General features: G+C 40.3%; 27 protein-coding genes and 3 tRNA genes. 19 read left to right on the plus strand and 11 right to left on the minus strand.

The window, feature by feature from the left end:
- Nucleotides 1–41: 41 nt before the first annotated feature.
- Nucleotides 42–1,049 (minus strand): Fe(3+) ABC transporter substrate-binding protein, encoded by a 1,008-nt coding sequence (locus IB67_RS08445; RefSeq protein WP_498875260.1) that lies wholly within the window; start codon nt 1,047–1,049, stop codon nt 42–44.
- A gap of 169 nt (nt 1,050–1,218) precedes the next feature.
- On the opposite strand from IB67_RS08445, the gene IB67_RS08450 reads away from it, so the two are divergent.
- From IB67_RS08450 to rplA, 19 genes are all read left to right on the plus strand, one after another.
- Nucleotides 1,219–1,665, plus strand: coding sequence for a Fur family transcriptional regulator (locus IB67_RS08450; protein WP_498875261.1), 447 nt, complete (start codon nt 1,219–1,221; stop codon nt 1,663–1,665).
- Between the two features lie 20 nt (nt 1,666–1,685).
- The gene (locus IB67_RS08455; RefSeq protein WP_498875262.1) at nt 1,686–2,564 is read left to right on the plus strand and encodes a metal ABC transporter substrate-binding protein; all 879 of its coding nucleotides are present in this window, start codon (nt 1,686–1,688) and stop codon (nt 2,562–2,564) included.
- Nucleotides 2,554–3,312 (plus strand): metal ABC transporter ATP-binding protein, encoded by a 759-nt coding sequence (locus IB67_RS08460; protein WP_498875263.1) that lies wholly within the window; start codon nt 2,554–2,556, stop codon nt 3,310–3,312. Before IB67_RS08455 ends, IB67_RS08460 begins: the two co-directional genes overlap by 11 nt.
- Nucleotides 3,313–3,314: 2 nt before the next feature.
- On the plus strand, nt 3,315–4,127 hold the full coding sequence (locus IB67_RS08465) for a metal ABC transporter permease (RefSeq protein ID WP_498875264.1): 813 nt from the start codon (nt 3,315–3,317) through the stop codon (nt 4,125–4,127).
- 74 nt (nt 4,128–4,201) lie between these two features.
- Nucleotides 4,202–4,966 carry an alpha/beta hydrolase gene (locus IB67_RS08470; protein ID WP_498875265.1) on the plus strand — a complete coding sequence of 255 codons (765 nt, stop codon included), beginning with the start codon at nt 4,202–4,204 and terminating at the stop codon, nt 4,964–4,966.
- Nucleotides 4,967–5,105: 139 nt separating this feature from the next.
- On the plus strand, nt 5,106–5,756 hold the full coding sequence (pdo, locus tag IB67_RS08475; protein WP_498875266.1) for a protein disulfide oxidoreductase: 651 nt from the start codon (nt 5,106–5,108) through the stop codon (nt 5,754–5,756).
- Nucleotides 5,757–5,863: 107 nt separating this feature from the next.
- Nucleotides 5,864–6,820 carry a thioredoxin-disulfide reductase gene (gene trxB / locus IB67_RS08480; RefSeq protein ID WP_498875267.1) on the plus strand — a complete coding sequence of 319 codons (957 nt, stop codon included), beginning with the start codon at nt 5,864–5,866 and terminating at the stop codon, nt 6,818–6,820.
- Between the two features lie 36 nt (nt 6,821–6,856).
- Complete coding sequence (locus tag IB67_RS08485) at nt 6,857–7,099, plus strand: glutaredoxin family protein (RefSeq protein ID WP_498875268.1); 243 nt, start codon at nt 6,857–6,859, stop codon at nt 7,097–7,099.
- 79 nt (nt 7,100–7,178) lie between these two features.
- Nucleotides 7,179–7,955, plus strand: coding sequence for a thioredoxin family protein (locus IB67_RS08490; protein ID WP_498875269.1), 777 nt, complete (start codon nt 7,179–7,181; stop codon nt 7,953–7,955).
- 20 nt (nt 7,956–7,975) lie between these two features.
- A complete protein-coding gene (locus IB67_RS08495) occupies nt 7,976–8,623 on the plus strand; it encodes a cytochrome c biogenesis CcdA family protein (RefSeq protein ID WP_498875270.1) in 648 nt (215 codons plus the stop codon).
- 40 nt (nt 8,624–8,663) lie between these two features.
- Entirely contained in the window at nt 8,664–9,074 is a 411-nt protein-coding gene (locus tag IB67_RS08500) for an OsmC family protein (RefSeq protein ID WP_424695510.1), read from the plus strand.
- Between the two features lie 176 nt (nt 9,075–9,250).
- Nucleotides 9,251–9,327, plus strand: a tRNA-Thr gene (locus IB67_RS08505).
- A 14-nt stretch (nt 9,328–9,341) separates the two neighbouring features.
- Nucleotides 9,342–9,428 (plus strand) — tRNA-Tyr (locus IB67_RS08510).
- 29 nt (nt 9,429–9,457) lie between these two features.
- Entirely contained in the window at nt 9,458–9,607 is a 150-nt protein-coding gene (rpmG, locus tag IB67_RS08515) for a 50S ribosomal protein L33 (RefSeq protein ID WP_072758971.1), read from the plus strand.
- Nucleotides 9,608–9,635: 28 nt separating this feature from the next.
- Nucleotides 9,636–9,711: transfer RNA gene (locus IB67_RS08520), tRNA-Trp, on the plus strand.
- Nucleotides 9,712–9,775: 64 nt separating this feature from the next.
- Entirely contained in the window at nt 9,776–9,964 is a 189-nt protein-coding gene (gene secE / locus IB67_RS08525; protein WP_072758969.1) for a preprotein translocase subunit SecE, read from the plus strand.
- Between the two features lie 11 nt (nt 9,965–9,975).
- Nucleotides 9,976–11,040, plus strand: coding sequence for a transcription termination/antitermination protein NusG (nusG, locus tag IB67_RS08530; protein ID WP_424695505.1), 1,065 nt, complete (start codon nt 9,976–9,978; stop codon nt 11,038–11,040).
- 76 nt (nt 11,041–11,116) lie between these two features.
- On the plus strand, nt 11,117–11,542 hold the full coding sequence (gene rplK, locus IB67_RS08535; protein ID WP_339746627.1) for a 50S ribosomal protein L11: 426 nt from the start codon (nt 11,117–11,119) through the stop codon (nt 11,540–11,542).
- 23 nt (nt 11,543–11,565) lie between these two features.
- On the plus strand, nt 11,566–12,273 hold the full coding sequence (gene rplA, locus IB67_RS08540) for a 50S ribosomal protein L1 (protein ID WP_339746630.1): 708 nt from the start codon (nt 11,566–11,568) through the stop codon (nt 12,271–12,273).
- A gap of 46 nt (nt 12,274–12,319) precedes the next feature.
- Here the strand turns inward: rplA and IB67_RS08545 are convergent, their stop codons facing one another.
- From IB67_RS08545 to IB67_RS08590, 10 genes are all read right to left on the minus strand, one after another.
- Entirely contained in the window at nt 12,320–13,171 is an 852-nt protein-coding gene (locus IB67_RS08545; protein ID WP_339746633.1) for an ABC transporter ATP-binding protein, read from the minus strand.
- A 1-nt stretch (nt 13,172) separates the two neighbouring features.
- On the minus strand, nt 13,173–13,772 hold the full coding sequence (locus IB67_RS08550; protein WP_339746636.1) for a hypothetical protein: 600 nt from the start codon (nt 13,770–13,772) through the stop codon (nt 13,173–13,175).
- A complete protein-coding gene (locus IB67_RS08555; protein WP_339746639.1) occupies nt 13,765–14,139 on the minus strand; it encodes a GntR family transcriptional regulator in 375 nt (124 codons plus the stop codon). Before IB67_RS08555 ends, IB67_RS08550 begins: the two co-directional genes overlap by 8 nt.
- Nucleotides 14,136–15,095 (minus strand): hypothetical protein, encoded by a 960-nt coding sequence (locus tag IB67_RS08560; protein WP_424695504.1) that lies wholly within the window; start codon nt 15,093–15,095, stop codon nt 14,136–14,138. The genes IB67_RS08555 and IB67_RS08560 overlap by 4 nt, the downstream gene beginning before the upstream one ends.
- A gap of 224 nt (nt 15,096–15,319) precedes the next feature.
- Nucleotides 15,320–16,924 carry a phytoene desaturase family protein gene (locus tag IB67_RS08565; RefSeq protein ID WP_498875271.1) on the minus strand — a complete coding sequence of 535 codons (1,605 nt, stop codon included), beginning with the start codon at nt 16,922–16,924 and terminating at the stop codon, nt 15,320–15,322.
- Nucleotides 16,921–17,910, minus strand: coding sequence for an SDR family NAD(P)-dependent oxidoreductase (locus tag IB67_RS08570; protein WP_339746648.1), 990 nt, complete (start codon nt 17,908–17,910; stop codon nt 16,921–16,923). Before IB67_RS08570 ends, IB67_RS08565 begins: the two co-directional genes overlap by 4 nt.
- Nucleotides 17,907–18,374: a nuclear transport factor 2 family protein gene (locus IB67_RS08575; RefSeq protein WP_339746651.1), complete on the minus strand. Its 468-nt coding sequence runs from the start codon at nt 18,372–18,374 to the stop codon at nt 17,907–17,909. The genes IB67_RS08570 and IB67_RS08575 overlap by 4 nt, the downstream gene beginning before the upstream one ends.
- Before the next feature lie 22 nt (nt 18,375–18,396).
- Nucleotides 18,397–19,380, minus strand: a complete 984-nt coding sequence (locus IB67_RS08580; RefSeq protein ID WP_339746654.1) for a Rieske 2Fe-2S domain-containing protein — start codon at nt 19,378–19,380, stop codon at nt 18,397–18,399.
- Nucleotides 19,381–19,398: 18 nt separating this feature from the next.
- Entirely contained in the window at nt 19,399–19,767 is a 369-nt protein-coding gene (locus tag IB67_RS08585) for a methyltransferase family protein (protein ID WP_339746657.1), read from the minus strand.
- Nucleotides 19,704–19,943 (minus strand): hypothetical protein, encoded by a 240-nt coding sequence (locus IB67_RS08590; RefSeq protein WP_339746660.1) that lies wholly within the window; start codon nt 19,941–19,943, stop codon nt 19,704–19,706. Before IB67_RS08590 ends, IB67_RS08585 begins: the two co-directional genes overlap by 64 nt.
- Between the last annotated feature and the right edge of the window lie 4 nt (nt 19,944–19,947).

Genomic DNA, 19,947 nt, shown 5'->3' on the forward strand with positions numbered 1-19,947 from the left:
AGGCAGCAATATAGTACTACCTGCGGTGAAGATTACTCAGATTATTTCCATCCAACCATATTAAATATCATCGCTGCTTTGCTGCCAAGTTCACCTATTCTGGAAAGTCGGACGTTTTGCTCTGTGAATGTTCCCCAAGATTTCAGCAATTCGCTTGGTTCAACCTCAGGGTTAATTGGAAACTCATAATTTGCATCAGCGTACATCTTCTGAACCTTGGGCGAGAGGAGGAATTCCATTAACTTGATAGCGTTGAGGTGATTCTTTGCATATTTCACTAATCCCATGCCACTGATATTAACGTGCGTTGGGTTCGGGAATATAACCCCGACCTTGCTCACAGCCGCTCGTTCTTCTGGATCGCTTGAATTAATCATGAGCCCTACATAATAGCTGTTAACGATGGCAATATCACCAACACCAGCGGCGATAGCCTTTATCTGATCTCTGTCATTTCCTTTAGGCTCACGTGCTAAATTAGCAACAATCTTGGAAGCCCAGTCACGAGCATAATCTTCACCGTGCAAAGCTATAAGAGATGCAAGAAGTGAACGGTTGTAGACGTGGGCGGAGGTGCGAACGAGAATCTTTCCCTTCCACTTTGGATTTGCCAAGTCCTGATATGTTTTTATCTCAGATGGATTCACTCTCTCTTTTGAATAAACGATAATCCTTGCTCTTTTCGTGAGTGCGAACCAGTAATTATCAATATCACGGAACTTTTCTGGAATTACTTGGTTTAGAAATTCACTCTTCACTGGCTGGAGCAAACCTTCTTCTTTCGCCGAATGTAACCTTCCAACGTCTGCAACGATTATGACATCTGCTTGCGTATTCTTGCCCTCGAGTTTAAGTCTCTGAACCAATTCGTCAGAGCCAATTTTTAGCACGTTAACTTTGATGTTCGTTGTCTGCTCGAATAGCTTGAAAATAGCATCATCCGTTTCATAGTGTCTGTCAGTATAGACGTTCACGACACCATTTGCTAAAAGAACGGTTCCAGCCAAAAGCAAAAAGCTTAGTGCCAAAAACAATCCTTTGAACTTCATAGACAACGCCTCCCTCTGCTTTTTGTATATTTTGTTGAGACTGAGTCTCAATTACATATATATCATATCACATGTGAAAAAGTTGTCAAGATAAAAATTTGGCAAACCTAAGTAGATTATGATATATCCAAAATTAGATATTGACTAAAAAAGACATAGGGCGTATAATATGTCTGAAAATGAAAATCATTTTCATTTTTTGCAAAGGACTTTAAAGAGCAGTAAGGAAGGTGTGTTTTTAAAGATGGTTCGAATGACGAAGAACAAAGAAAAGGTTTTCAATGAGATAATGAATTCATCAGTTCCTTTGACGGCATATGAGGTAAGCAGGGCTCTTTCTGACATGAGTCTTACAACTGTTTACCGCGCTCTTGATTATTTATCGAAGAACGGATATATAAAGAGCTTCTCTCTTGGGGAGTTCACATACTATTATTCAGCTGCAACACATAGGCACTTTTTCAGATGTTCCAAATGTGGAAGGTTGTTTCCAATCGAGGATTGCTACATGGAGGATTACGAAAGAGAGATTTCAAAGCGCTACGGTTTTGAAATAGAAGAGCACTTCGTTCTCTTCTCTGGACTTTGTCAGGAGTGTCGAGAAAAATTAGAATAGACCGTCTCGGAGGTGTTTGTATGGAATTGAAGAAGTTCTTGAGATGTGCTGTGATGATACCTTTTCTTGTTAGTTCTGCGTTTGCATTGAACATAGTCGCTACTATAAATCCATATTATCTGATAGTTAAAGATATGGTTAAAAATGTTAGCGGGGTTAGTGTTAATATTTTAATAAAGCCTGGTTCAGATCCGCACACTTTCAGTCCGTCTGTTAGCGATGTGAAGGTACTGGCAAAGGCGGACATCATATTTGCAAACGGTTTAGGTTTGGATGATGCGTATCTAAAAAACTACAAAAATGTAGTGTACCTCGGAGATTACATACCAAAGGATAAGCTTTCAAAAGACGAAGTGCATGTTGAAGATGAACAAGGAGACGAACATGAAGAGGGGTACAACCCACATGTATGGCTGTCGCCCGAGTTTCTATCAAAGTACATCGTGCCGAAAATCAGAGACGAGCTTTCAAAGAAAGATGCAAGAAACGCCGAGAAATACAAAACTCGTGCGAAAGAGATTATCACTTCTCTTACGAATATTTCTTTCAAGTTTGATAAACTCTTATCAGGTAGAAAAAATGCCGTTGTTATTCTGGATCACCCTTCTTATTTCTATCTGTTTAAGAAATACAACATAAATATTTTGTCTGTTGAAGAAGGACATGGAAAGCAGCCATCAGCAAAGCATATAAAAGAAATCGTTGAAGAAGCAAAGAAGAACAAATTAATAGGTATTTTCGTTGGACCGCAGTTCAACAAATCTGGTATCGAAACAATTTCCAAGGAACTGAAGAGGAATTATAAGATCTTAGATCCAATCGGCACAAATGCTAAGAGTATTACTGAACTTTTCGAAAGTGCTTATGTATCAATCAAGGAGGCGTTCGATGGCAAATAATCAGATGGTGATAAGAGTCAAGAATCTTTCAGTGAAATTTGGGGAAGTGGATATTTTGAAAAATGTTTCGTTTGAATTGTACCGTGGCGAGTTCGCCGGTATAATCGGTCCAAACGGTGCTGGTAAGTCCACGCTTGTGAAGTCGATTCTCGGATTTACACCTTTTGAAGGAGAGGTAGTAGTTGAAGGAAAAGTTGGCTACGTGCCTCAGCTCTCCCAGTTCAACAGGGAACTTCCGATGAGTGTATACGATTTCGTAAGAGTCGCTATTCGAGGTGATAAGAAATGCGAGGGCATAGTGGAAGAAGTTCTTAAGAGGGTTGGACTTGAAGGGTATGGTAAGAAGCTTGTAGGTAAGCTTTCTGGTGGAGAATACCAGAGGGCGATGTTGGCTCGTGCGTTGTTGTCTGAGCCGGATATACTCATATTAGACGAGCCGGAATCTGGTGTTGATGAACTTGGTAAGGCAAGATTCTACGAGCTTTTGAACGAACTTAGGGAAGAAAAGGGAATCACTATACTGATGGTCAGCCACGATATTGGTATGGTATTCGAAAAGTGTTCAACCGTTATGTGCTTGAATAAAACGCTCCACTGCCATGGACCGACAAACAAGATCAGTCCTGAAGATGTGAAGAAAATATTCGGAGAATTCGACATTTGGCTTAGATCAGACAAGCATTATGAAGTTGAGCACATTCATCACGCCGAAGAAGATGGATCTTCTTCAAAAGGAAAGGGGCAGTGAATATGTCCTTTCTTACTGACTTAGCAAGTTTCGAATTCCTTAGGTATTCTCTGACAGCCTCTTTTCTTGTAGCTTTTCTCACAGGACTTGTCTCGCCTGTTATAGTCTACAAGCGCATGGAATTCATTGGCGATGGATTAGCCCACGCAATATTTGCTGGTGTTGCATTCGCTGTTTTGCTGCAATTCAACATATTCTTGGGTTCAGTACTCGCTACTTTAGTTTTTGCATACCTTGTTTATTTGATAAGCAAAAAAGAAATTATTGCAGAAAGTACGGCGATCGGTATGTTGCTTCCGGTCTTCATGGCGATTGGTGTCATAGTTTTCTCCAAGTCTCCGCGGTACACTACAGACGTTACTGCTTATTTGTTTGGCAATCTGTTGCTCATCTCAAAGAGCGACGTCTTGTTGATAGCATTAATTCTGGCAATTGTTACGCCAGTTATACTCCTTAATAAATATGAAATAGCATACTGGATCGCCGATGAGAAAATGGCGGAGTTTTATGGCATCAAGACTAAGATTCTCAAGTTAATAGTGCTTTTCTCAATTTCGATGGTTGTTATATCTTCGCTAAAGTTAGCGGGTGTTATAGTTATGGGAGCGTTCTTGGTTTTGCCGGGAGTATTTGCAAAACAGTTTGCTAACTCTTTTGGAGATGCTATAAGCAAATCTGTAATTTTTAGCATAGTGTTTTCGCTTGTTGGTTACATATCAGCATACTATTTTGACACCCCGCCTGGTCCAACGATTGTACTCTCGCTTTTTGTTGGCTTTCTTTTAAGCCTGCCTTTTAACAAATACAGGGTTTAATCTTTGGCGAAGTATTCTGTGGTATAATTGTTTAGCATGGAATTTTGGTTGAGACTGAACAAGGGGGAAGGTATATGGAATTCGGTTTTGTCGATACGAAAACTGTGAAAAAGTCGCTTCCAGTGTTTTTACCCGGAGGTGATAAGGGGGTACTTCTAATCCACGGCTTTACAGGTTCGCCACATGATTATGAATACATGGCATATGAAATCAATAACGCAGGTTTTACAGTATCTGTTCCAAGATTGCCAGGGCATGGCACGTGCGGTGCTGACTTCCTCACCACAACGAGCCATGATTGGTTGAGAAGAGCTTACGATGCGTATTATGACCTCAAAGCACTATGCAGCGAAGTGTACATCGTTGGCTTATCAATGGGTGGTGTAATAGCATTGATTTTGGCTTCTCATCTGAAACCGAAAAAGCTTGTAACGTTAGCGGCAGCTACACACACGATTGATAATCGAATAAAATTAACACCTTTACTGGCACTCTTTAAAGATAAGATGATAAGGGAGAACAACGATGTATACGATGACCCAGACCTTGAATATCTAAAAAGGGAATACTGGTCATTCAACTGGCCCAAACAAGCTGCTGAGTTGTACAAATTGATGAAACTTTCCAGAAAAGCTGTGAAGGATATTACGAGCGACACGTTGGTTGTAGCTGCAAGAAATGATAATACCGTTCCCCTATCAGCTGCTGAGTTCATTTACAACAACATTAGGTCAGAGAGAAGGAAATTGTTGATTTTCGAAAAATCTGGACACGTGCTGAGCAACGATGTGGAGAAGGAAGATGTAACAAGAGCTGTAATCGAATGGTTGAAGGGATAATATAAAGGATTGACAAAGATGCATTAATGGGGTAGAATAAAAATAGACAAAATTTGTCTATTTTTTACAATTAGTTAACTCTAAGTCTCTAAACATGGGGTATAATAAGAGTGTAAAACGAAAGTGGAGGTGTTTTTAGATGGGTTTATTAGCAGAAAAGGATAAGAAGTATTTGGCTGAACTGTTTGGAAAGGAATTGAAGAACAGCGTGAAGCTTATATTCTTCCACGAGGAGAATTGTGAGTACTGTGATCTTGAAAGCCAGTTGTTAGATGAAGTTGCAGAGCTTTCAGACAAGATAATAGTTGAGAAGTACCACAGAAACAGCGAAAAGGGTAAAGAATACAATGTTGAATACGCACCTGCATTGATTCTTACACTTGATGATGGAAAAGACAGAGGTGTTAGGTTCTACGGAATTCCTTCTGGTCACGAATTTGGCACTTTGATTCAGGACATAGTCACGTTCGGAAATGGTGCAAAACCACAGCTTTCTCCAGAGACGATTGCAAAGCTCCAATCACTTGACAAACCAGTGAAGATCAGTGTATTCGTGACACCGACATGTCCATACTGCCCAAGAGCAGCACTCACTGCTCACAACATGGCACTTGCAAGTGATATGGTAACAGCTGAAGTTGTTGAAGCGAACGAATTCTTCGACATGAGCGAGCAATTTGGAGTTTCGTCAGTTCCTCACATAGCTGTTAACAGGAATCCCGACAAATTCTTCATTGGTGCATATCCAGAGCCACAGTTCTTACAGCAAGTACTTGACCTTGCAGAGTAATCTGAAAAGTGATTTACTAATAGTAAAACACACTCAGGGCACATCACTGTGCCCTGAGCTTTTAGAAGAGAACAATGTGAAAAATTTGTCTTAAAGGAGGGGTAAACATGAGCGGATTTGAATTTGACTTGGGAAGCCTCGGAGGTTCTTTGAAAGAATACTATGATATCGTAATCATCGGTGGAGGACCAGCTGGCTTAACAGCGGCTATATATGCTCGTAGAGCTGGTTTAACGGCTCTTGTAATTGAAAAAGCTATTGAAGGTGGAGCAGTAACTCAGACACATGTCGTAGAAAACTGGCCCGGTGAGATAAGCATAGAAGGTCAAGCACTTGGGCAAAAATTTGCAGACCATGCAAAGCACTTCGGAGCAGAGATTCATTACGCATTTGCGCAAAAAGTGTATGTTGATGGGGAATACAAAGTTGTTGAATTAGATGATGGAAACAAGGTCAAGGCAAAGGTTGTAATAATCGCAACAGGTACGCAGCCAAGGAAGCTTGGCGTTCCTGGAGAAGCAGAATTCAGAGGCAGGGGAGTCACATACTGCGCAGCTTGTGACGGATATTTATTTAAAGACAAAGACGTTGTCGTTGTTGGCGGTGGAGATAGTGCATGTGATGAATCACACTTCCTTTCCAAGATTGTTAACAGTATAACGATGGTTCAGAATCTGCCAAAATTGACTGCTGCAAAGGTTCTGCAGGACAGAATTCTGAGCAATCCAAAGATTAAGGTAATAACAAACCACATCGTTAAAGAAATCAGAGGTTCGAACAAGGTTGAAGAAGTAGTCATCGTAAACAACGAGACAAAAGAGGAAAGCGTTATAAAAGCTGATGGTGTGTTCATCTACGTCGGTCTTGTCCCGCAAACAGAAGCGTTCAAAGGTTTGGTTGATATGAACGACTACGGATACATTATTACTGATGAAAATATGGAAACGAACGTTCCTGGAATATACGCAGTTGGAGATATAAAGATTAAAGGATTGAGACAGATAGTCACCGCAGCCGCTGATGGTGCTATCGCTGTTGAGCACGCAGCAAAGAAATACTTCTAATTCAACAGAATGAGGAATTAAGGAGGAGGTGTTGATATGCCAACATACAAGGTAAAGATTTACACAACCCCCACATGTCCATGGTGCAGAAGGGCGAAAGATTATTTCAAACAACTTGGAATCCCATACACTGAAGTAGATGTTTCCAAAGACAGAAAAGGCGCAGAGGAAATGGTTAGAAAATCCGGGCAGATGGGCGTTCCCGTAATCGAAATAGGAAACGAGATAATCGTCGGATTTGACAAGGCAAGAATCGACAGAATTCTTGGAATTAGCTAATCGAAATATGAATACGGAAGGCTTTTGCCTTCCGTGTTATTTTGCAAAGATGAGAACTTTGGCAAAGAGGGGTGAAAATATGAAATTCAGCTGTCCTATCTTGAGGTTTTTCTCTAAGCTTTTCATGAAAAGGTTCAAGTTAAAAATCTCAAAGCTGGAAGGGAATGATTTTATGCTAAAGAGTATCAAATTATTATTAATAGTTATAGCTATGTTTGCTACTCTTTCATTCGGCTACGAACACACATTCACAGATTTGGGCATAGCTCACAGGCTTTCAATGATAGAGAAGAAGCTTCTTTTAATTAACTTTTCCTCTCCATCGTGCTACTACTGCAAGCTTTTTGAGAAAGAAGTACTTCCAAACAAAGATGTTCAAGAGATTCTACGAGGGAACTACATATTCGTTAAGATTGAGCCGGGTTCTTACAAAACTACCTTTTTGGGAAAAACTTATACGAATGACCAGCTCTTCGGAGGGTTTGGTGTTAGGGGCACACCGACATTCGTATTCTTGAAAGACCAAGGACAAGTCACTCAAGTGCCTGGCTTCATGCCTGCGCCGGATTTCTTGAAAGCTTTGCGGTTCATCGTTAAGGTTGTTGATGAGAACTATAAAGGGACTTTTGAGGAATATTCAAAGAAGAATGAAGATTACAAAGGTAAACCTACTATAGTTAACGTCAAAAAAGAAGATGCTGATTACGTTTTGAAATACGACAAAAACGCACAAAGTGTTGACTCAGTACCAAGCAAAGTTGATATAAACACGCTGTACGTAACTACGAATTCGGATGTTGCGAAGAAACTTAACGGTATGGGCGTTATAAGGGTACTTCTTGTCTCTTCTAAATGATTAATACCTGAGGTGATTGTATGATTTCGCTTACACCGACAGATGTTAGTGTTTGGTTGGCTTTAGCACACGGGTTTCTTTCATTTTTCAGCCCATGCGTTTTGCCTCTTATTCCCGGATTCATTGGAATAGTTCTCGGTGGGCAAAAGAGGGCACTGAGATTGGTAGGATTTTTCCTTGGCTTTTCAGTGATATTCAGTCTTCTCGGCGGGTTGTCTTCGTTTATAGGTGGGTTTTTGGCTAAATATTCGAGTGTTTTGGAGAAAATAATAGGTATTGGTATAATAGTATTTGGAATACTGTACGTTGCCGAGATGCAGCTTTTCAAGGGTGCAAAAGCAAACCTCTGGAAATTTAAAAATGCTGGATTCGTAGGTGGGCTAATTCTTGGTGGGGCGATTGGGTTCGTCTGGATACCATGCAGCAGTCCAATACTTGCATCGATCTTGCTTATCGCATCGCAACAGAATATGGTAAAAGGTATATGGCTGTTGTTCATATACTCTCTTGGAATTTCTATTCCGTTCCTCACGATAGGTGCTGGAATTTCAAAGGCGCTAACGATGGGATTCGGCAAACCTGCATGGGAAAAGTGGATCAAGTACATCGGTGGAGCTTTTATGGTAATACTCGGTGTGTTGATAATACTTGGCAAAATGAAAGTCTGAATATTAGGTGTGGAGGTGTACACTAGTGGCAACAGCGAGAATGGATTATTATTCAGGGATGCTCTTTTATTCAAAGACCCTTTCCGGACACGACCTTGTAATCGATGCAGATCCTTCCGTTGGCGGTCATGATGCAGGTCCAAGACCGAAGGAACTCATGCTATATGCATTAATGGGTTGTACAGGAATGGATGTTGTGTCATTGCTCAGAAAAATGAGAGTTATAGACCAAATGGAAAGCTTCAGAATGGAAATTGACTACGAACAGACGCAAGATCATCCTAAAGTCTATACAAAAATCCACTTGAAATACATATTCAAATTCAACGGAGAACCACCAAGAGAACAAGTTGAAAAAGCTATCAACCTCTCTCAAGAGAAGTACTGCGGAGTATCAGCGATGATGAAGAAGGCAGTTCCCGAATTCACTTGGGAGATTGTTTACGAGTAATAGGGAAATATTAAATAGGTACTTGAAATAAAGAACTTTTATGGTATCATATACTTCGGCTGTGAAAATACGAGGTTGGTCTTTGAAAGGTCTGTGAAAATTTGTAACGTAGATAAACAGATTTGAAACGTTGACAAAATACCACGCATCGGTTATAATAACTATCGCATGAGCGAGCCAACGTAGCTCAACCGGCTAGAGCGGCTGACTTGTAATCAGCAGGTTGAGGGTTCAAGTCCCTCCGTTGGCTCCAGACCACGGATGTGTGGTGAGGTGCCCGAGTGGCCAAAGGGGGCGGACTGTAAATCCGCTGGCAGAATGCCTTCGAAGGTTCAAATCCTTCCCTCACCACCAGATATTTTTTTATAGGAGGCTGGATAAAGATGAGAGTTCAAATAGGTCTCAAGTGTGAAGAATGCGGGACAAGAAATTACTACACAACAAAAGAAAAGAGCAAGAAGGATAAACTCAGACTTAAGAAATACTGCCCGAAGTGCAACAAACACACATTCCATAACGAAACGAAGGTTTAATCAGTTTGGATAAATGAAAACTTTTTGCAGGGGCGTAGCTCAACTGGCAGAGCACCGGTCTCCAAAATCGGGTGTTGCGGGTTCAAGTCCTGCCGCCCCTGCCAAATTTTATTTATAGTTGTAAGAATAATAACTTTGAAACGCAAAACATTTCGGGGGAGATAAGGTATGGAAAAGTTGAAGAAGTTCTTTGGAGAAGTTAAAGCTGAAGCGAAGAAGACTACTTGGCCAAACAGAGAAGAACTCCTGACATCTACAGGAGTAGTTTTGTTTATTTTGGGAGTCTCCGCACTTTATCTGTTCTTAGTTGACCTTCTCTTCTCTGGTACGCTTGGTGCCCTGCTTCAAAGATTCTGAGGTGAATAATAATGAAAAAGGAATGGTACATAATTCATACCATTACGGGGTATGAAAATAGGGTTAAAGAAAACCTTGATGCCAAGATTAAGGCTCAAGGTTATGAATCTATTATCCCGAATGTAGTCGTGTTGGAAGAAACAGTTATCGACACGTCGAGCAAGTCTTTGGAGAGGCATATCGTTTCTCACGAAGCAAAACTTCACGTGAGCAATGGCAAGGACGTTGAAAAGGGAGCTATTCTTGCCGAAGAACCAGCGATAAAGGTTAGGAGAGATGGTACAATCTCCGAAGTGATAAATGCAAGAAGGATTGTTATTGAAACAACTGATAAGAAATTTTCAAAGACTTACGTTATTCCAGAATCTGCAAAGCCAGTATCGGGATTAAGAATAGGAGCCAACGTTTTTCAGGGAACGTTCTTAGCATCGAGCGATGAATATATCTGTGATATAGATGGTAAGGTTGTTATAAATGAAAAAGTTAAGAAGGTCGTTGTTAGGACGATACTTGGCGATGAAGATGCGTATGTAATACACGGCGATGTCTTTAATTCCTCAGCATGCAAAAAAGGTGTGCAGGTAAAAGCAGGACAAACCTTAGCAGAGGGTAGGAAGATATTCTCAAAAAGCACGGGAAGAGTTGCTATAGTTGATTACCCAACAAGAAGAGAAATCGTTGTTCAGAAGACAAAAAAGAGGAAACTCTATCCAGGATACTTGTTTGTAGAGATGATAATGAATGATCATACATGGGAATTCGTCAGAGGAACACCGTTTGTAATGGGATTTGTTTCAGCTGGTGGCAGGCCGCTACCGTTGAAACCACAGGAAGTTCATTACATAAAGAGATTGGCTGGACTTGAAGAAGTGCATCAAGTTGAGGCAAAGGTTACAAAGGTAGAGCTGGAAATCCAAGCTGGAGATTCCGTCAAGATCGTTACGGGACCATTCGAGGGCTTCGTCGGAGTTGTTAAGGAAGTTGACGAAGAAAAGCAAGAACTTAAGGTAATGATAACGATCTTCGGTAGGGAAACACCAGTATCGGTTCATGTAAGTGAAGTGGAGAAAATATAAAAGATAGAGTTTGTGCACTCTTGTGCACAGTGGGAGGGCGTAAGCCCGAAAATACCACAAAAGGGAGGTAAGTTGTATGGCAAAGAAGGTAGTAGCGCAAGTACGACTCGTACTTGAAGCCGGAAAAGCAACACCAGCTCCTCCAGTAGGTCCTGCATTGGGTCAAAGAGGAGTTAACTTGATGGAATTCTGTAAGAAATTCAACGCAGTTACAGCAGATAAGGCAGGTTTGCTTATCCCTGTAATTGTTACTGTCTACGATGACAGGTCATTCACATTTATAACAAAGACTCCTCCTGCCAGCTTCCTCTTGAAGAGAGCAGCGAAGATTAACTCCGGTTCTTCTGAACCAAAGAGGAAAGTAGCTGGAAAAGTGACAAGGCAACAGATTAAGGAAATAGCTGAACTCAAGATGGTAGACTTGAACGCCAACGACCTTGAAGCTGCGATGAAGATAATCGAAGGAACAGCTCGCAGCATGGGTCTGGAAGTCGTAGACTGAAGCGGAAAGGAGGAGGCGAAAAGATGCCTAAGCACTCCAAAAGATACAATGAATTGAGAAAGTTAATTGATCCAGAAAAGAGCTACACGCTCGAAGAAGCAGTCGAACTTTTAAAGAAAACAGGGACAGCGAAGTTCGACGAAACAGTTGAATTCCATCTCAAGACAAATATAGACTACAGAAAGAGCGAACAGAACATAAGAAGCACGATAACCCTTCCAAATGGTACGGGTAAAACGGTCAGAGTTCTTGTCTTTGCAAAAGGAGACAAGGCAGAAGAAGCAAAGAATGCCGGAGCAGACTACGTCGGCGCAGAAGAACTTGCAGACAAAATAGCTAACGAAGGTTTCTTCGATTTCGACGTTGCAATCGCAACACCAGATATGATGAAGGTAATCGGTAAGCTCGGTAAGGTATTGGGTCCAAGAGGATTAATGCCGAACCCAAAGAGCGGAACAGTTACAGACGACGTTGCAGCAGCGGTTTCCGAATTCAAGAAGGGTAAAGTCGAGGTCAGAACAGACAAGACAGGAAATCTCCACTTCCCAGTTGGAAAGGTTTCTTTCGATGTGGAAAAATTAAGAGAAAACATCAAATCAGCATACGAACAGGTACTCTCATTGAGACCAGCAGGTGTTAAGGGTCACTTCATCAAGAAAGCAGTTGTGGCAACAACGATGGGCCCTGGAATAAAACTCGATCTGAACACACTTGCAGAAGGCAAACGATAAGCTGATACATAAAAAAACAAAGCGGCTCGAAAGAGCCGCTTTTGTCTTATTTTCTTGAAAGATAAGCAACAACTATCTCATGCAGTCTTGGAAATCTTCCAGTCTCAAATTCAATTTCTCCGTTAAGTCTCACTAATACCTCGTCGCCGACTAAACCTATAACCTCCGCACCTGGTATGGAGTTTTCCGGTTTTATCACTCTGTGCTTTTCTTTTGCACTGTCGATAGAATCTGTGTATATAACCTTTCCTGAATTTATAATCGCAAATTCAGTTGCGTACTCTTCAAGCTCAAACATCTCGTGGGATGAAATTATACATGCCCTATCAGCCGTTATGTAGTCTCGTATCAGTCTCATCACTTCGTATCTCACTGTTGGGTCGAGGTGTTGAGTTGGTTCGTCTAATATTAGCAAATCGGCATTTGTTGAGAGACAGAGAATCACAAAGAAGAGTGTTTTCATACCTATCGAGTATGTTTCGACTTTTTGTGATAAATCGAATCCGTACTTTGACAAGAATCCTCTGAAAACTTGACTGTCCCACTTCGGATAAAGTGCAGAGTATAGCTTTTCGTAGTCGAGAGCCGTGAAATTTCTAAATACGGTCCTGTCTTCTGAGAGTGTGGCGATGTTTTGTTTTGCAAAAGAGTCTATTTTTTCTCCATAGAGTTCGATTGTTCCTCCGTCAGGCTCTATTGAATTTAGAATTGACCTTATCGTTGTCGTCTTTCCTGCTCCATTTGGACCAATTAAAGCGAAAATGCTTCCCTTATCTACACTGAAGTTTATATCGGCAAGAACTTGCTTGTTACCGAATCTTTTGCTCAGATTCTTCACTGAAAGCAAAGGTAAATTTTGAGAAATATCAGAAAAATTCAATCCTGCTCTTTCTTCCATATTAATCAGCTCCTTTCTTGCTGAAAGCAATATAACCGAGATAAATACAAATAACTGCGAACACAAACGAAAGCAACATGTTTTCCTGCCTTAGCGGACTTATTAATTTGTAAGGGTTGTAAAGATATTTTACTCCTTCTTTACCCAAGGAACTGAGGATTGCATCGGCTAAAAGTACTAAGAATATGCTTCCGTAAGGGTCTATTTTCAATCCGCATGTTAGGGCAATTGATAGTCCGTAATACGCTGAGTAGAAAATCATTGCAGTTGCGATATCTACTAAGAAACTTTGGAAACTTCTGTAAAACGGCAGACCAACGAAGAAGGATAACAATATCAGAAGCGTGGTGAGCACAAACTCAAACCAAAATATATTTTTTCTTGAGTAAGGTAAGAAAGTTAACAAATCTAAACGCTTGTTCTTTATATCAGATAGAATCGAAAATATGATAATGAAAAACGCACCGAAAGTTTTGTTACCACTTCCAGGATAGAGCATAAGTACGAAAAAGATTAGTAGAGTGCCGAATTTCTCTTTCAATTGCTTATGCAAATACTCGTCAAACTGCAAAAAATAGTAATTGCTTAAAATCTTAGACATTCTTCCACACCTCCTCAATTATCTTTAAAGCCGTGAGCAAATCGAGCCCTTTCTTTTTTATAGTTCTCACGAGTTCATAGACGTCGTTCAGCACGTCTACGCTAACATCTATGTTGCCTGATATGAAGTACCCGATGCCTTGTTCTGATTCGACAAGTCCTTCTATTTTCAGCCTCTCGAGAGCCTTCAAGACGGTGTTAATATTCACATCGAATATCTTCTCAAGTTCTCTTACTGTAGGTAATTGCATACCTACCTTTAGCTCTCCTAAAAGAATCTTTGCCTTAATTTGATTAACTATCTGCAAGTATGCAGGAATTCCGCTGTGCTTATCGACTTTTTGAAAATTCACGTATGGAGCGCTCATTCTCTCACGACCTTTACTCCTTCGGCTTGTATTGAGACTGAGTTGTCTGACTCGTTCTTAAATATTATCTTCCCACCGGTGCTATTGATGCTAAGTCTCAAGTTCTTTCCACCCGTGTAAGTTATCTTTCCGCTCGCACCTGTTGTAAAAGCTTCGAACAATGAACAATTAGATAGGACAATGTTCAAATTCAAGCCGACAGAATCTATATTGATTCTATCAGAGGATACATTTCCGTTGATATTAACTCCTACACTATTTATAACAAGTTCATTTGCTGAAATACTCCCATCGAAATCAAAGCCTGTTGAATTGAACTCTGCATAATCAGATTTGATAATTCCTGAAAGTTTTGTGTCAACTGAATCTATTGACAGATGCTCTAAGTTGTTTTCCAGTTCACTCTTGAGCTTTACACTGAGGGCTGAAATTTCCAAACTTCGTAGCACGTCTCCGCCGATAAGGATTTTATAAATTGAATTCTTCGTTCCACCTTTAATTTCCAGATTACCATCTTTCACCGATGTTTTTAGCTGACTGGGAAATTCGACAACATTTCCTTTGCCAACGACTATATCAACCCCGCCATCGACGTCTATAACTATATTCTCTCTCGATTCAACCTTCGTGTCAGGTTGATAAGATACCTTAGAACCTTCGCTACCTGTGAATGATTCGATGATGTTCTCAACGATGTTTACAAAGACATTGCTATCTTTAGTTTCCGCCATATAGCGAAACGCTTCTACATTCGCCATCGGAATAAGAAATAGTAAAACGGATAAAATCAAGAATCCTATCCATTTTCCCGTATACTCCTTTACTATGTATCCTGTGCTCGCTATTGCAAAAAAAACCAACACAATTTTCAAAGGGACGTAAGGAGTGAAGAAGCCAATTGTACCGAGTGTTAAGACAGTAAGTATTAATAACAGACGCCTTTTGAAATCATCCATAATACCACCTCCATCATTACATTTAAGATTCTTTGCAAATTCAGATTCATTTTTCAATGACCATTAGCGTGTTTTATAGTGTTATAGTTTTATATAACCCACTAATACTATAACACAAACCGGTACGGTTTAAAGTGTCTTTTGTGTAACTTTTGAGTTAATAAAAAGGCAAACTCCCCGGTTAGGGGAGTTTAGTCTATGGATAATGAGTTATGAGTTTGCTATTAGTTGTTTGAATTCTTAATGACTGTGTCGGATGCAAGCTTGCCTGTGATTATCGCGGTTGGCACGCCAGCAGGTGCGTACGCCCACTTTCCAGCTTTGTATATGTTTTCGATAGGCGTTTTAACTGAAGTTGTCATGCTGAATATTCCAGAAGGAACTGGCAGCTTACCTTCGAAAGACCACCCGACTATAGAGCCTTCGGATGTTCCGTACATTCGCTCTATCGTCAGAGGTGTCGATGTGAATTTGAAGATTGTCTTATCTTCTAAGAACGGATAAATGGTTCGAGTAAGACTATCGGTTATGAGCTCTTCTGCCTTCTGCTTGAATTCTTCGTACCAACCGTCGTCATTTATCTTTTTCACTATATCATAATCGATTAGCATGCTTACAATTAATCCAGTTTTTCCATCAGGTGCCATCGATTTGTCTCGCAGAGCCGGTATCGATATTTCATACGTGTTGAATTTGATGAATTCTTCCAACCATTGCAGAATTTCTTCTTTGGTCAGTTTTTCGTAATTTTCTACGAGGTACTTTACTTTCGAACGGTTAATTTCGCCAAGGCCTTGTCTTGAAGGTGTGTAGAAGAAGTGCCCAGTTGATATCTTGCTAAAAGTTTCAACCGGTTCATCGACACCAAAGTAAAAGGTTATAACCGATTCTGCACCGCGTGCTGAAAGAACTTTCTGTTTTTCGTCTTCTATTTTTTTGAGTGTATTTCCATTTACACCTTGCGTGTCGAGTGATTTGTAAAACGCTTTCAAATCAGTTGCCCAGATTAAGAAGTCATACTGGTGCTCGTTTCCTTTTTCGTCTACAACTGTATTCTTTCCGGGAGTTACTTTGACAATTTGGTTGTTAAGAAGTATCTCTCCGCCAAGCTCGGCAATCTTTTTAGCTAAGCTTTCCGGAAAATTACCAACACCGCCTTTTGGGTACAGATAGTCATTAAAGAGATAAAAATAACTCAGGGCAAAAAACGAAGGCGTGCCCCTGAAGAAGTGCTGAATTACTATATCCCTTAGAGATCTGTTTTTGATAATTCTCTCTGCATATTTTTCTACAGGTTCTTTTAGAGCGTTAATCTCTCTAACAGTTCTGAGAAATTTGAAAAACCACAAAAAGTACCTTCCCATCATCTGTATGAGTTTTCCTTCTTCTCGTATCTTATTGAACGAAAAAAGCGGATTATCAATACCGTACAATACCTTCATGTGTTCAAGAATTTTCCTTTCGGTTTCAATCAGCCTCTGTATGTCGTCCTGAGATTCAGGATACTTACTTTTGAGAAGCTCTGCATATTCTAGTAAACTCTTCTCTCCGTTGACTGTCATGATTCTGTCTTCGACACCTACTGAAACTGGATTTTTCAAAAGTTCAACGTCGAGCTGTAAATCTTCAACCATGGGGGTTATGACACCTGCATTGACAAGCGCACGTGCGCCACCTTCAAATCTAAAACCGTTATAATCAAACGTGTTAACGAGCCCACCACACTTTTCGTTCTTTTCAAAAAGCTTAACTTTAAAGCCTTTTCGTGCAAGGTATACAGCAGCCGTTAAACCAGCTATTCCTCCGCCCGCAATAATTACTTTTTTCATACTCTAACCCCCATATCTATTCCCAAGCTTCGAATTATCTGACCTGTCTTATTCCACAGAGCTTTTGCGAGTTCTAAGTCCTTTGCTGGTGGTGTCAGTTCTTCGATGGTCGTTAAGTGGAAGAATTTATCTGTTATACCATCTAAATCTTTAGATGCACCGAGATAGTAAAGCGCTTCGGCTGAAATTGTTGGTTCTTGGGATAGTTTGTCTAAGATGTTTTTCTTGAAGAATTTGTAGATAGGACCATTTTCGGAACCTGTATTTGTTTTGACAAATCCTGGATGCATTGCATTCACCGTTATTCCGTAATCTTTTACTATTTCCGAGAATATATGCATGCTCAAGATTTGTGCCAATTTTGCCGAACCGTATGCTTTTAACCCTGAATACTTGTGCTTTTCCCAGAGCAGATCGTCAAGACATATGCCCCAAGCAGCGAATCTGTAAGCCTCTGAGCTTACAAAAATTATTCGAGAGTTCTTATCTTTCTTGAGCTTTTCGAGTATCATTTGGTTAATCAAAAATGGTGCTAAGTAGTGAACTACGAAGTTCAATTCCAAACCATCGTCTGTTATTGTCCTCTTGTTTGTGTACAAACCTGCGTTGTGAATTAAGACATCTATTTTTTCATCCAATGTTGATAGCTCATACCCAACCTTTCTGATATCAGCTATTTTGCTCAGATCAGCTAATATATAATCACATTCGGTTTCGTATTTCTCTTTCAGTTCGTAGCACAACTTTTCTGATTTTTCTTTGTTCCTGTTTACTGATATTATTCTGGCACCCATAGAGGCGTATTTCTTGGCTGTTTCATATCCAATTCCAGATGTTGCGCCCGTTATCACAACGGTTTTCCTATCAAAAGGTTCATCACACATATTAGGTTTCTTGCTCATATTCTTTATCATTTCAAAAACTATTTTCCATTTATACTTGAACCAGTATTTCCTTACAGAACAGCTTTTGAACGCATTGTTCATCCGAACACCCTCTTCATGAATTTTCGGTACAGCTTTCCAAAGCCTGGTATGTTGTCGAATATATCACCCCAGAGGTCGTAATAATCCCTCTGGTCTACTATCTTTCCATTCTCGCCAATGACCAACCTACTCGCACCGTGGACTACCGATGTTTTTGTCTTTCTGAAGTTTATTATCATATCCCATTCAACGAAGATGATATTTCCCTCCATAACGGCATTGAGAATGTTCATGTGCAATTCTTGAGACCTCTTGGTAAGTCTCTCGACCATCTTTTTGAACTCTTCTATTCCGTGTATTTCTTGCACGGTGTCTCGGAAGTGTATGTTCTCGTCGTAATAAGGCAATAAATGAGACCAATCCGGCTTACCCTCGCTGTTGTACGTTTTAGTCCATAGTTGCAGAAGTTGTTCTAAGGAAGTTATGATATAACTCTGGTTTTCAGTTCTCTCAATTCTTTCCACGTTAAATCTTCCTCTCATGTTTTTATTTGTTATTAAGCATTTTGAATTCCTCTCTCTTTTTTCTGTACTCCAAAATCGGTGCGTCACCTTGAACCAAGTTTTCGCCCATTCTAAGTTCGCTCTTCTTAGGCAGTTGCGTTTCAACAACTGCCTTGTCTTGGTGAAGTACCTTTTTGTTGAAAGGCGTGCCTAATATTGCTATGAGTTTATCGATGAACTTGATACCGGTGAAACCAACGTAGAATCTTAGATATATTTTGGTATGCTCCTCGTCTATAGGTACAAATGCCGCGGTTACGCGTATTTTATCTGCTATATGGTTCTGCCAAATATTGGGAAACTTGAACTCTAAGTACACTTTACTTGCATCACTTAACTCAAGCTCTTCAGGCTTTTTAGCGGGGGTTCCATCATCTACCCGATTGAATACGTAAAAATAAAACATCGTGTCGTTAATCCATTTAACGATAGGTCCGTCGGAAACTGTTCGATTGCCACGCCCGATGGTGTTGTAATGGACAAAAGGCACGTGTATTGGGTCCAATTGGTTTTCAATTGCTCTGCTGTAGTGTACGTTCCACACTTCACTGAATTCGCTGTAAGATAGGCTATCATCAATGTCGTCGAAATACTTTGGTTCACTTGTCGGCTCTCCATCACCATACCATATCCAGATAAAGTCTGCAGTTTCGTATACCTTATAAGACTTAACTTTGAAGTTTTCAGGGACAGGTGTTTTTCTTCCGTTCGCAGGAATAGCGATTACTCTGCCCGTTGGGTCGTATTCGAAACCATGAAATGGACACATTGCAACATGTCCGTCGTGAAGTAGTTTTCCGTGGGATATGGATGCTCCTCTGTGGCAGCAAATGTCAGATATACAATGCACGGCACCATCGCTGTCTCTCCAGATAGCAAGCTTCTCTCCGAATCTTGTAACACCAACCAACTGCCCTTTTCTCACTTCACGTGATGCCAATATAACGTACCATTGATTCTTAATCACAGATACTCCACCTCACCATCAGATGAACATCCTTGTTCTCTTTTTGTATTCAATAAATTCATCGCCAAATTCATTGTGCAAACTTCTCTCTTCTACAATCGCTCTATACAAAAATGCCAAGAAAAGGAACACGGAGATGAAGATTGAAGACGGAATATGTTGAAAAACAAATCCAAGACCGATAAATGCTATTATTTCACCTGTGTAGCTTGGATGCCTAATTTTTTTGTACAATCCTCTTTGAACAAGCTTCTTCTCTGGTCCGATTACTATGTCACCAGAGAAATACTCGCCAAGGCTCAATATGGCTAAAAGTAGAACAATTACACCTGTAAGAACGGTGAACGTACCAAATATCTGAAACGCCCGAATTCTCTGGTTCGCCAAACGGCTCTGAAATTTTCTGGTGCGACAGCTAAGATAACACCGACTAAAATTAGTACTATAACCACAAGTTTGCTTCTTTTATCAAATACCTTCGAATATGAGCCTTTTCTCAGCACAAGTACGTAGAAATCCATTATCCACCAAGCAAATACCGTTAGCCAAAATAGATAGCGCATAAGA

The sequence above is a fragment of the Fervidobacterium riparium genome (assembly GCF_025370035.1).
GTDB classification, from domain to species: Bacteria; Thermotogota; Thermotogae; order Thermotogales; family Fervidobacteriaceae; genus Fervidobacterium; species Fervidobacterium gondwanense.

Excerpts from the sequence above, each read along its gene's own strand:
- IB67_RS08445 (WP_498875260.1), bottom strand. The coding sequence starts at position 1,049 with ATGAAGTTCAAAGGATTGTTTTTGGCACTAAGCTTTTTGCTTTTGGCT.
- IB67_RS08450 (WP_498875261.1), top strand. The coding sequence starts at position 1,219 with ATGTCTGAAAATGAAAATCATTTTCATTTTTTGCAAAGGACTTTAAAG.
- IB67_RS08455 (WP_498875262.1), top strand. The coding sequence starts at position 1,686 with ATGGAATTGAAGAAGTTCTTGAGATGTGCTGTGATGATACCTTTTCTT.
- IB67_RS08460 (WP_498875263.1), top strand. The coding sequence starts at position 2,554 with ATGGCAAATAATCAGATGGTGATAAGAGTCAAGAATCTTTCAGTGAAA.
- IB67_RS08465 (WP_498875264.1), top strand. The coding sequence starts at position 3,315 with ATGTCCTTTCTTACTGACTTAGCAAGTTTCGAATTCCTTAGGTATTCT.
- IB67_RS08470 (WP_498875265.1), top strand. The coding sequence starts at position 4,202 with ATGGAATTCGGTTTTGTCGATACGAAAACTGTGAAAAAGTCGCTTCCA.
- pdo (WP_498875266.1), top strand. The coding sequence starts at position 5,106 with ATGGGTTTATTAGCAGAAAAGGATAAGAAGTATTTGGCTGAACTGTTT.
- trxB (WP_498875267.1), top strand. The coding sequence starts at position 5,864 with ATGAGCGGATTTGAATTTGACTTGGGAAGCCTCGGAGGTTCTTTGAAA.
- IB67_RS08485 (WP_498875268.1), top strand. The coding sequence starts at position 6,857 with ATGCCAACATACAAGGTAAAGATTTACACAACCCCCACATGTCCATGG.
- IB67_RS08490 (WP_498875269.1), top strand. The coding sequence starts at position 7,179 with ATGAAATTCAGCTGTCCTATCTTGAGGTTTTTCTCTAAGCTTTTCATG.
- IB67_RS08495 (WP_498875270.1), top strand. The coding sequence starts at position 7,976 with ATGATTTCGCTTACACCGACAGATGTTAGTGTTTGGTTGGCTTTAGCA.
- IB67_RS08500 (WP_424695510.1), top strand. The coding sequence starts at position 8,664 with ATGGATTATTATTCAGGGATGCTCTTTTATTCAAAGACCCTTTCCGGA.
- rpmG (WP_072758971.1), top strand. The coding sequence starts at position 9,458 with ATGAGAGTTCAAATAGGTCTCAAGTGTGAAGAATGCGGGACAAGAAAT.
- secE (WP_072758969.1), top strand. The coding sequence starts at position 9,776 with ATGGAAAAGTTGAAGAAGTTCTTTGGAGAAGTTAAAGCTGAAGCGAAG.
- nusG (WP_424695505.1), top strand. The coding sequence starts at position 9,976 with ATGAAAAAGGAATGGTACATAATTCATACCATTACGGGGTATGAAAAT.
- rplK (WP_339746627.1), top strand. The coding sequence starts at position 11,117 with ATGGCAAAGAAGGTAGTAGCGCAAGTACGACTCGTACTTGAAGCCGGA.
- rplA (WP_339746630.1), top strand. The coding sequence starts at position 11,566 with ATGCCTAAGCACTCCAAAAGATACAATGAATTGAGAAAGTTAATTGAT.
- IB67_RS08545 (WP_339746633.1), bottom strand. The coding sequence starts at position 13,171 with ATGGAAGAAAGAGCAGGATTGAATTTTTCTGATATTTCTCAAAATTTA.
- IB67_RS08550 (WP_339746636.1), bottom strand. The coding sequence starts at position 13,772 with ATGTCTAAGATTTTAAGCAATTACTATTTTTTGCAGTTTGACGAGTAT.
- IB67_RS08555 (WP_339746639.1), bottom strand. The coding sequence starts at position 14,139 with ATGAGCGCTCCATACGTGAATTTTCAAAAAGTCGATAAGCACAGCGGA.
- IB67_RS08560 (WP_424695504.1), bottom strand. The coding sequence starts at position 15,095 with ATGGATGATTTCAAAAGGCGTCTGTTATTAATACTTACTGTCTTAACA.
- IB67_RS08565 (WP_498875271.1), bottom strand. The coding sequence starts at position 16,924 with ATGAAAAAAGTAATTATTGCGGGCGGAGGAATAGCTGGTTTAACGGCT.
- IB67_RS08570 (WP_339746648.1), bottom strand. The coding sequence starts at position 17,910 with ATGAACAATGCGTTCAAAAGCTGTTCTGTAAGGAAATACTGGTTCAAG.
- IB67_RS08590 (WP_339746660.1), bottom strand. The coding sequence starts at position 19,943 with ATGCGCTATCTATTTTGGCTAACGGTATTTGCTTGGTGGATAATGGAT.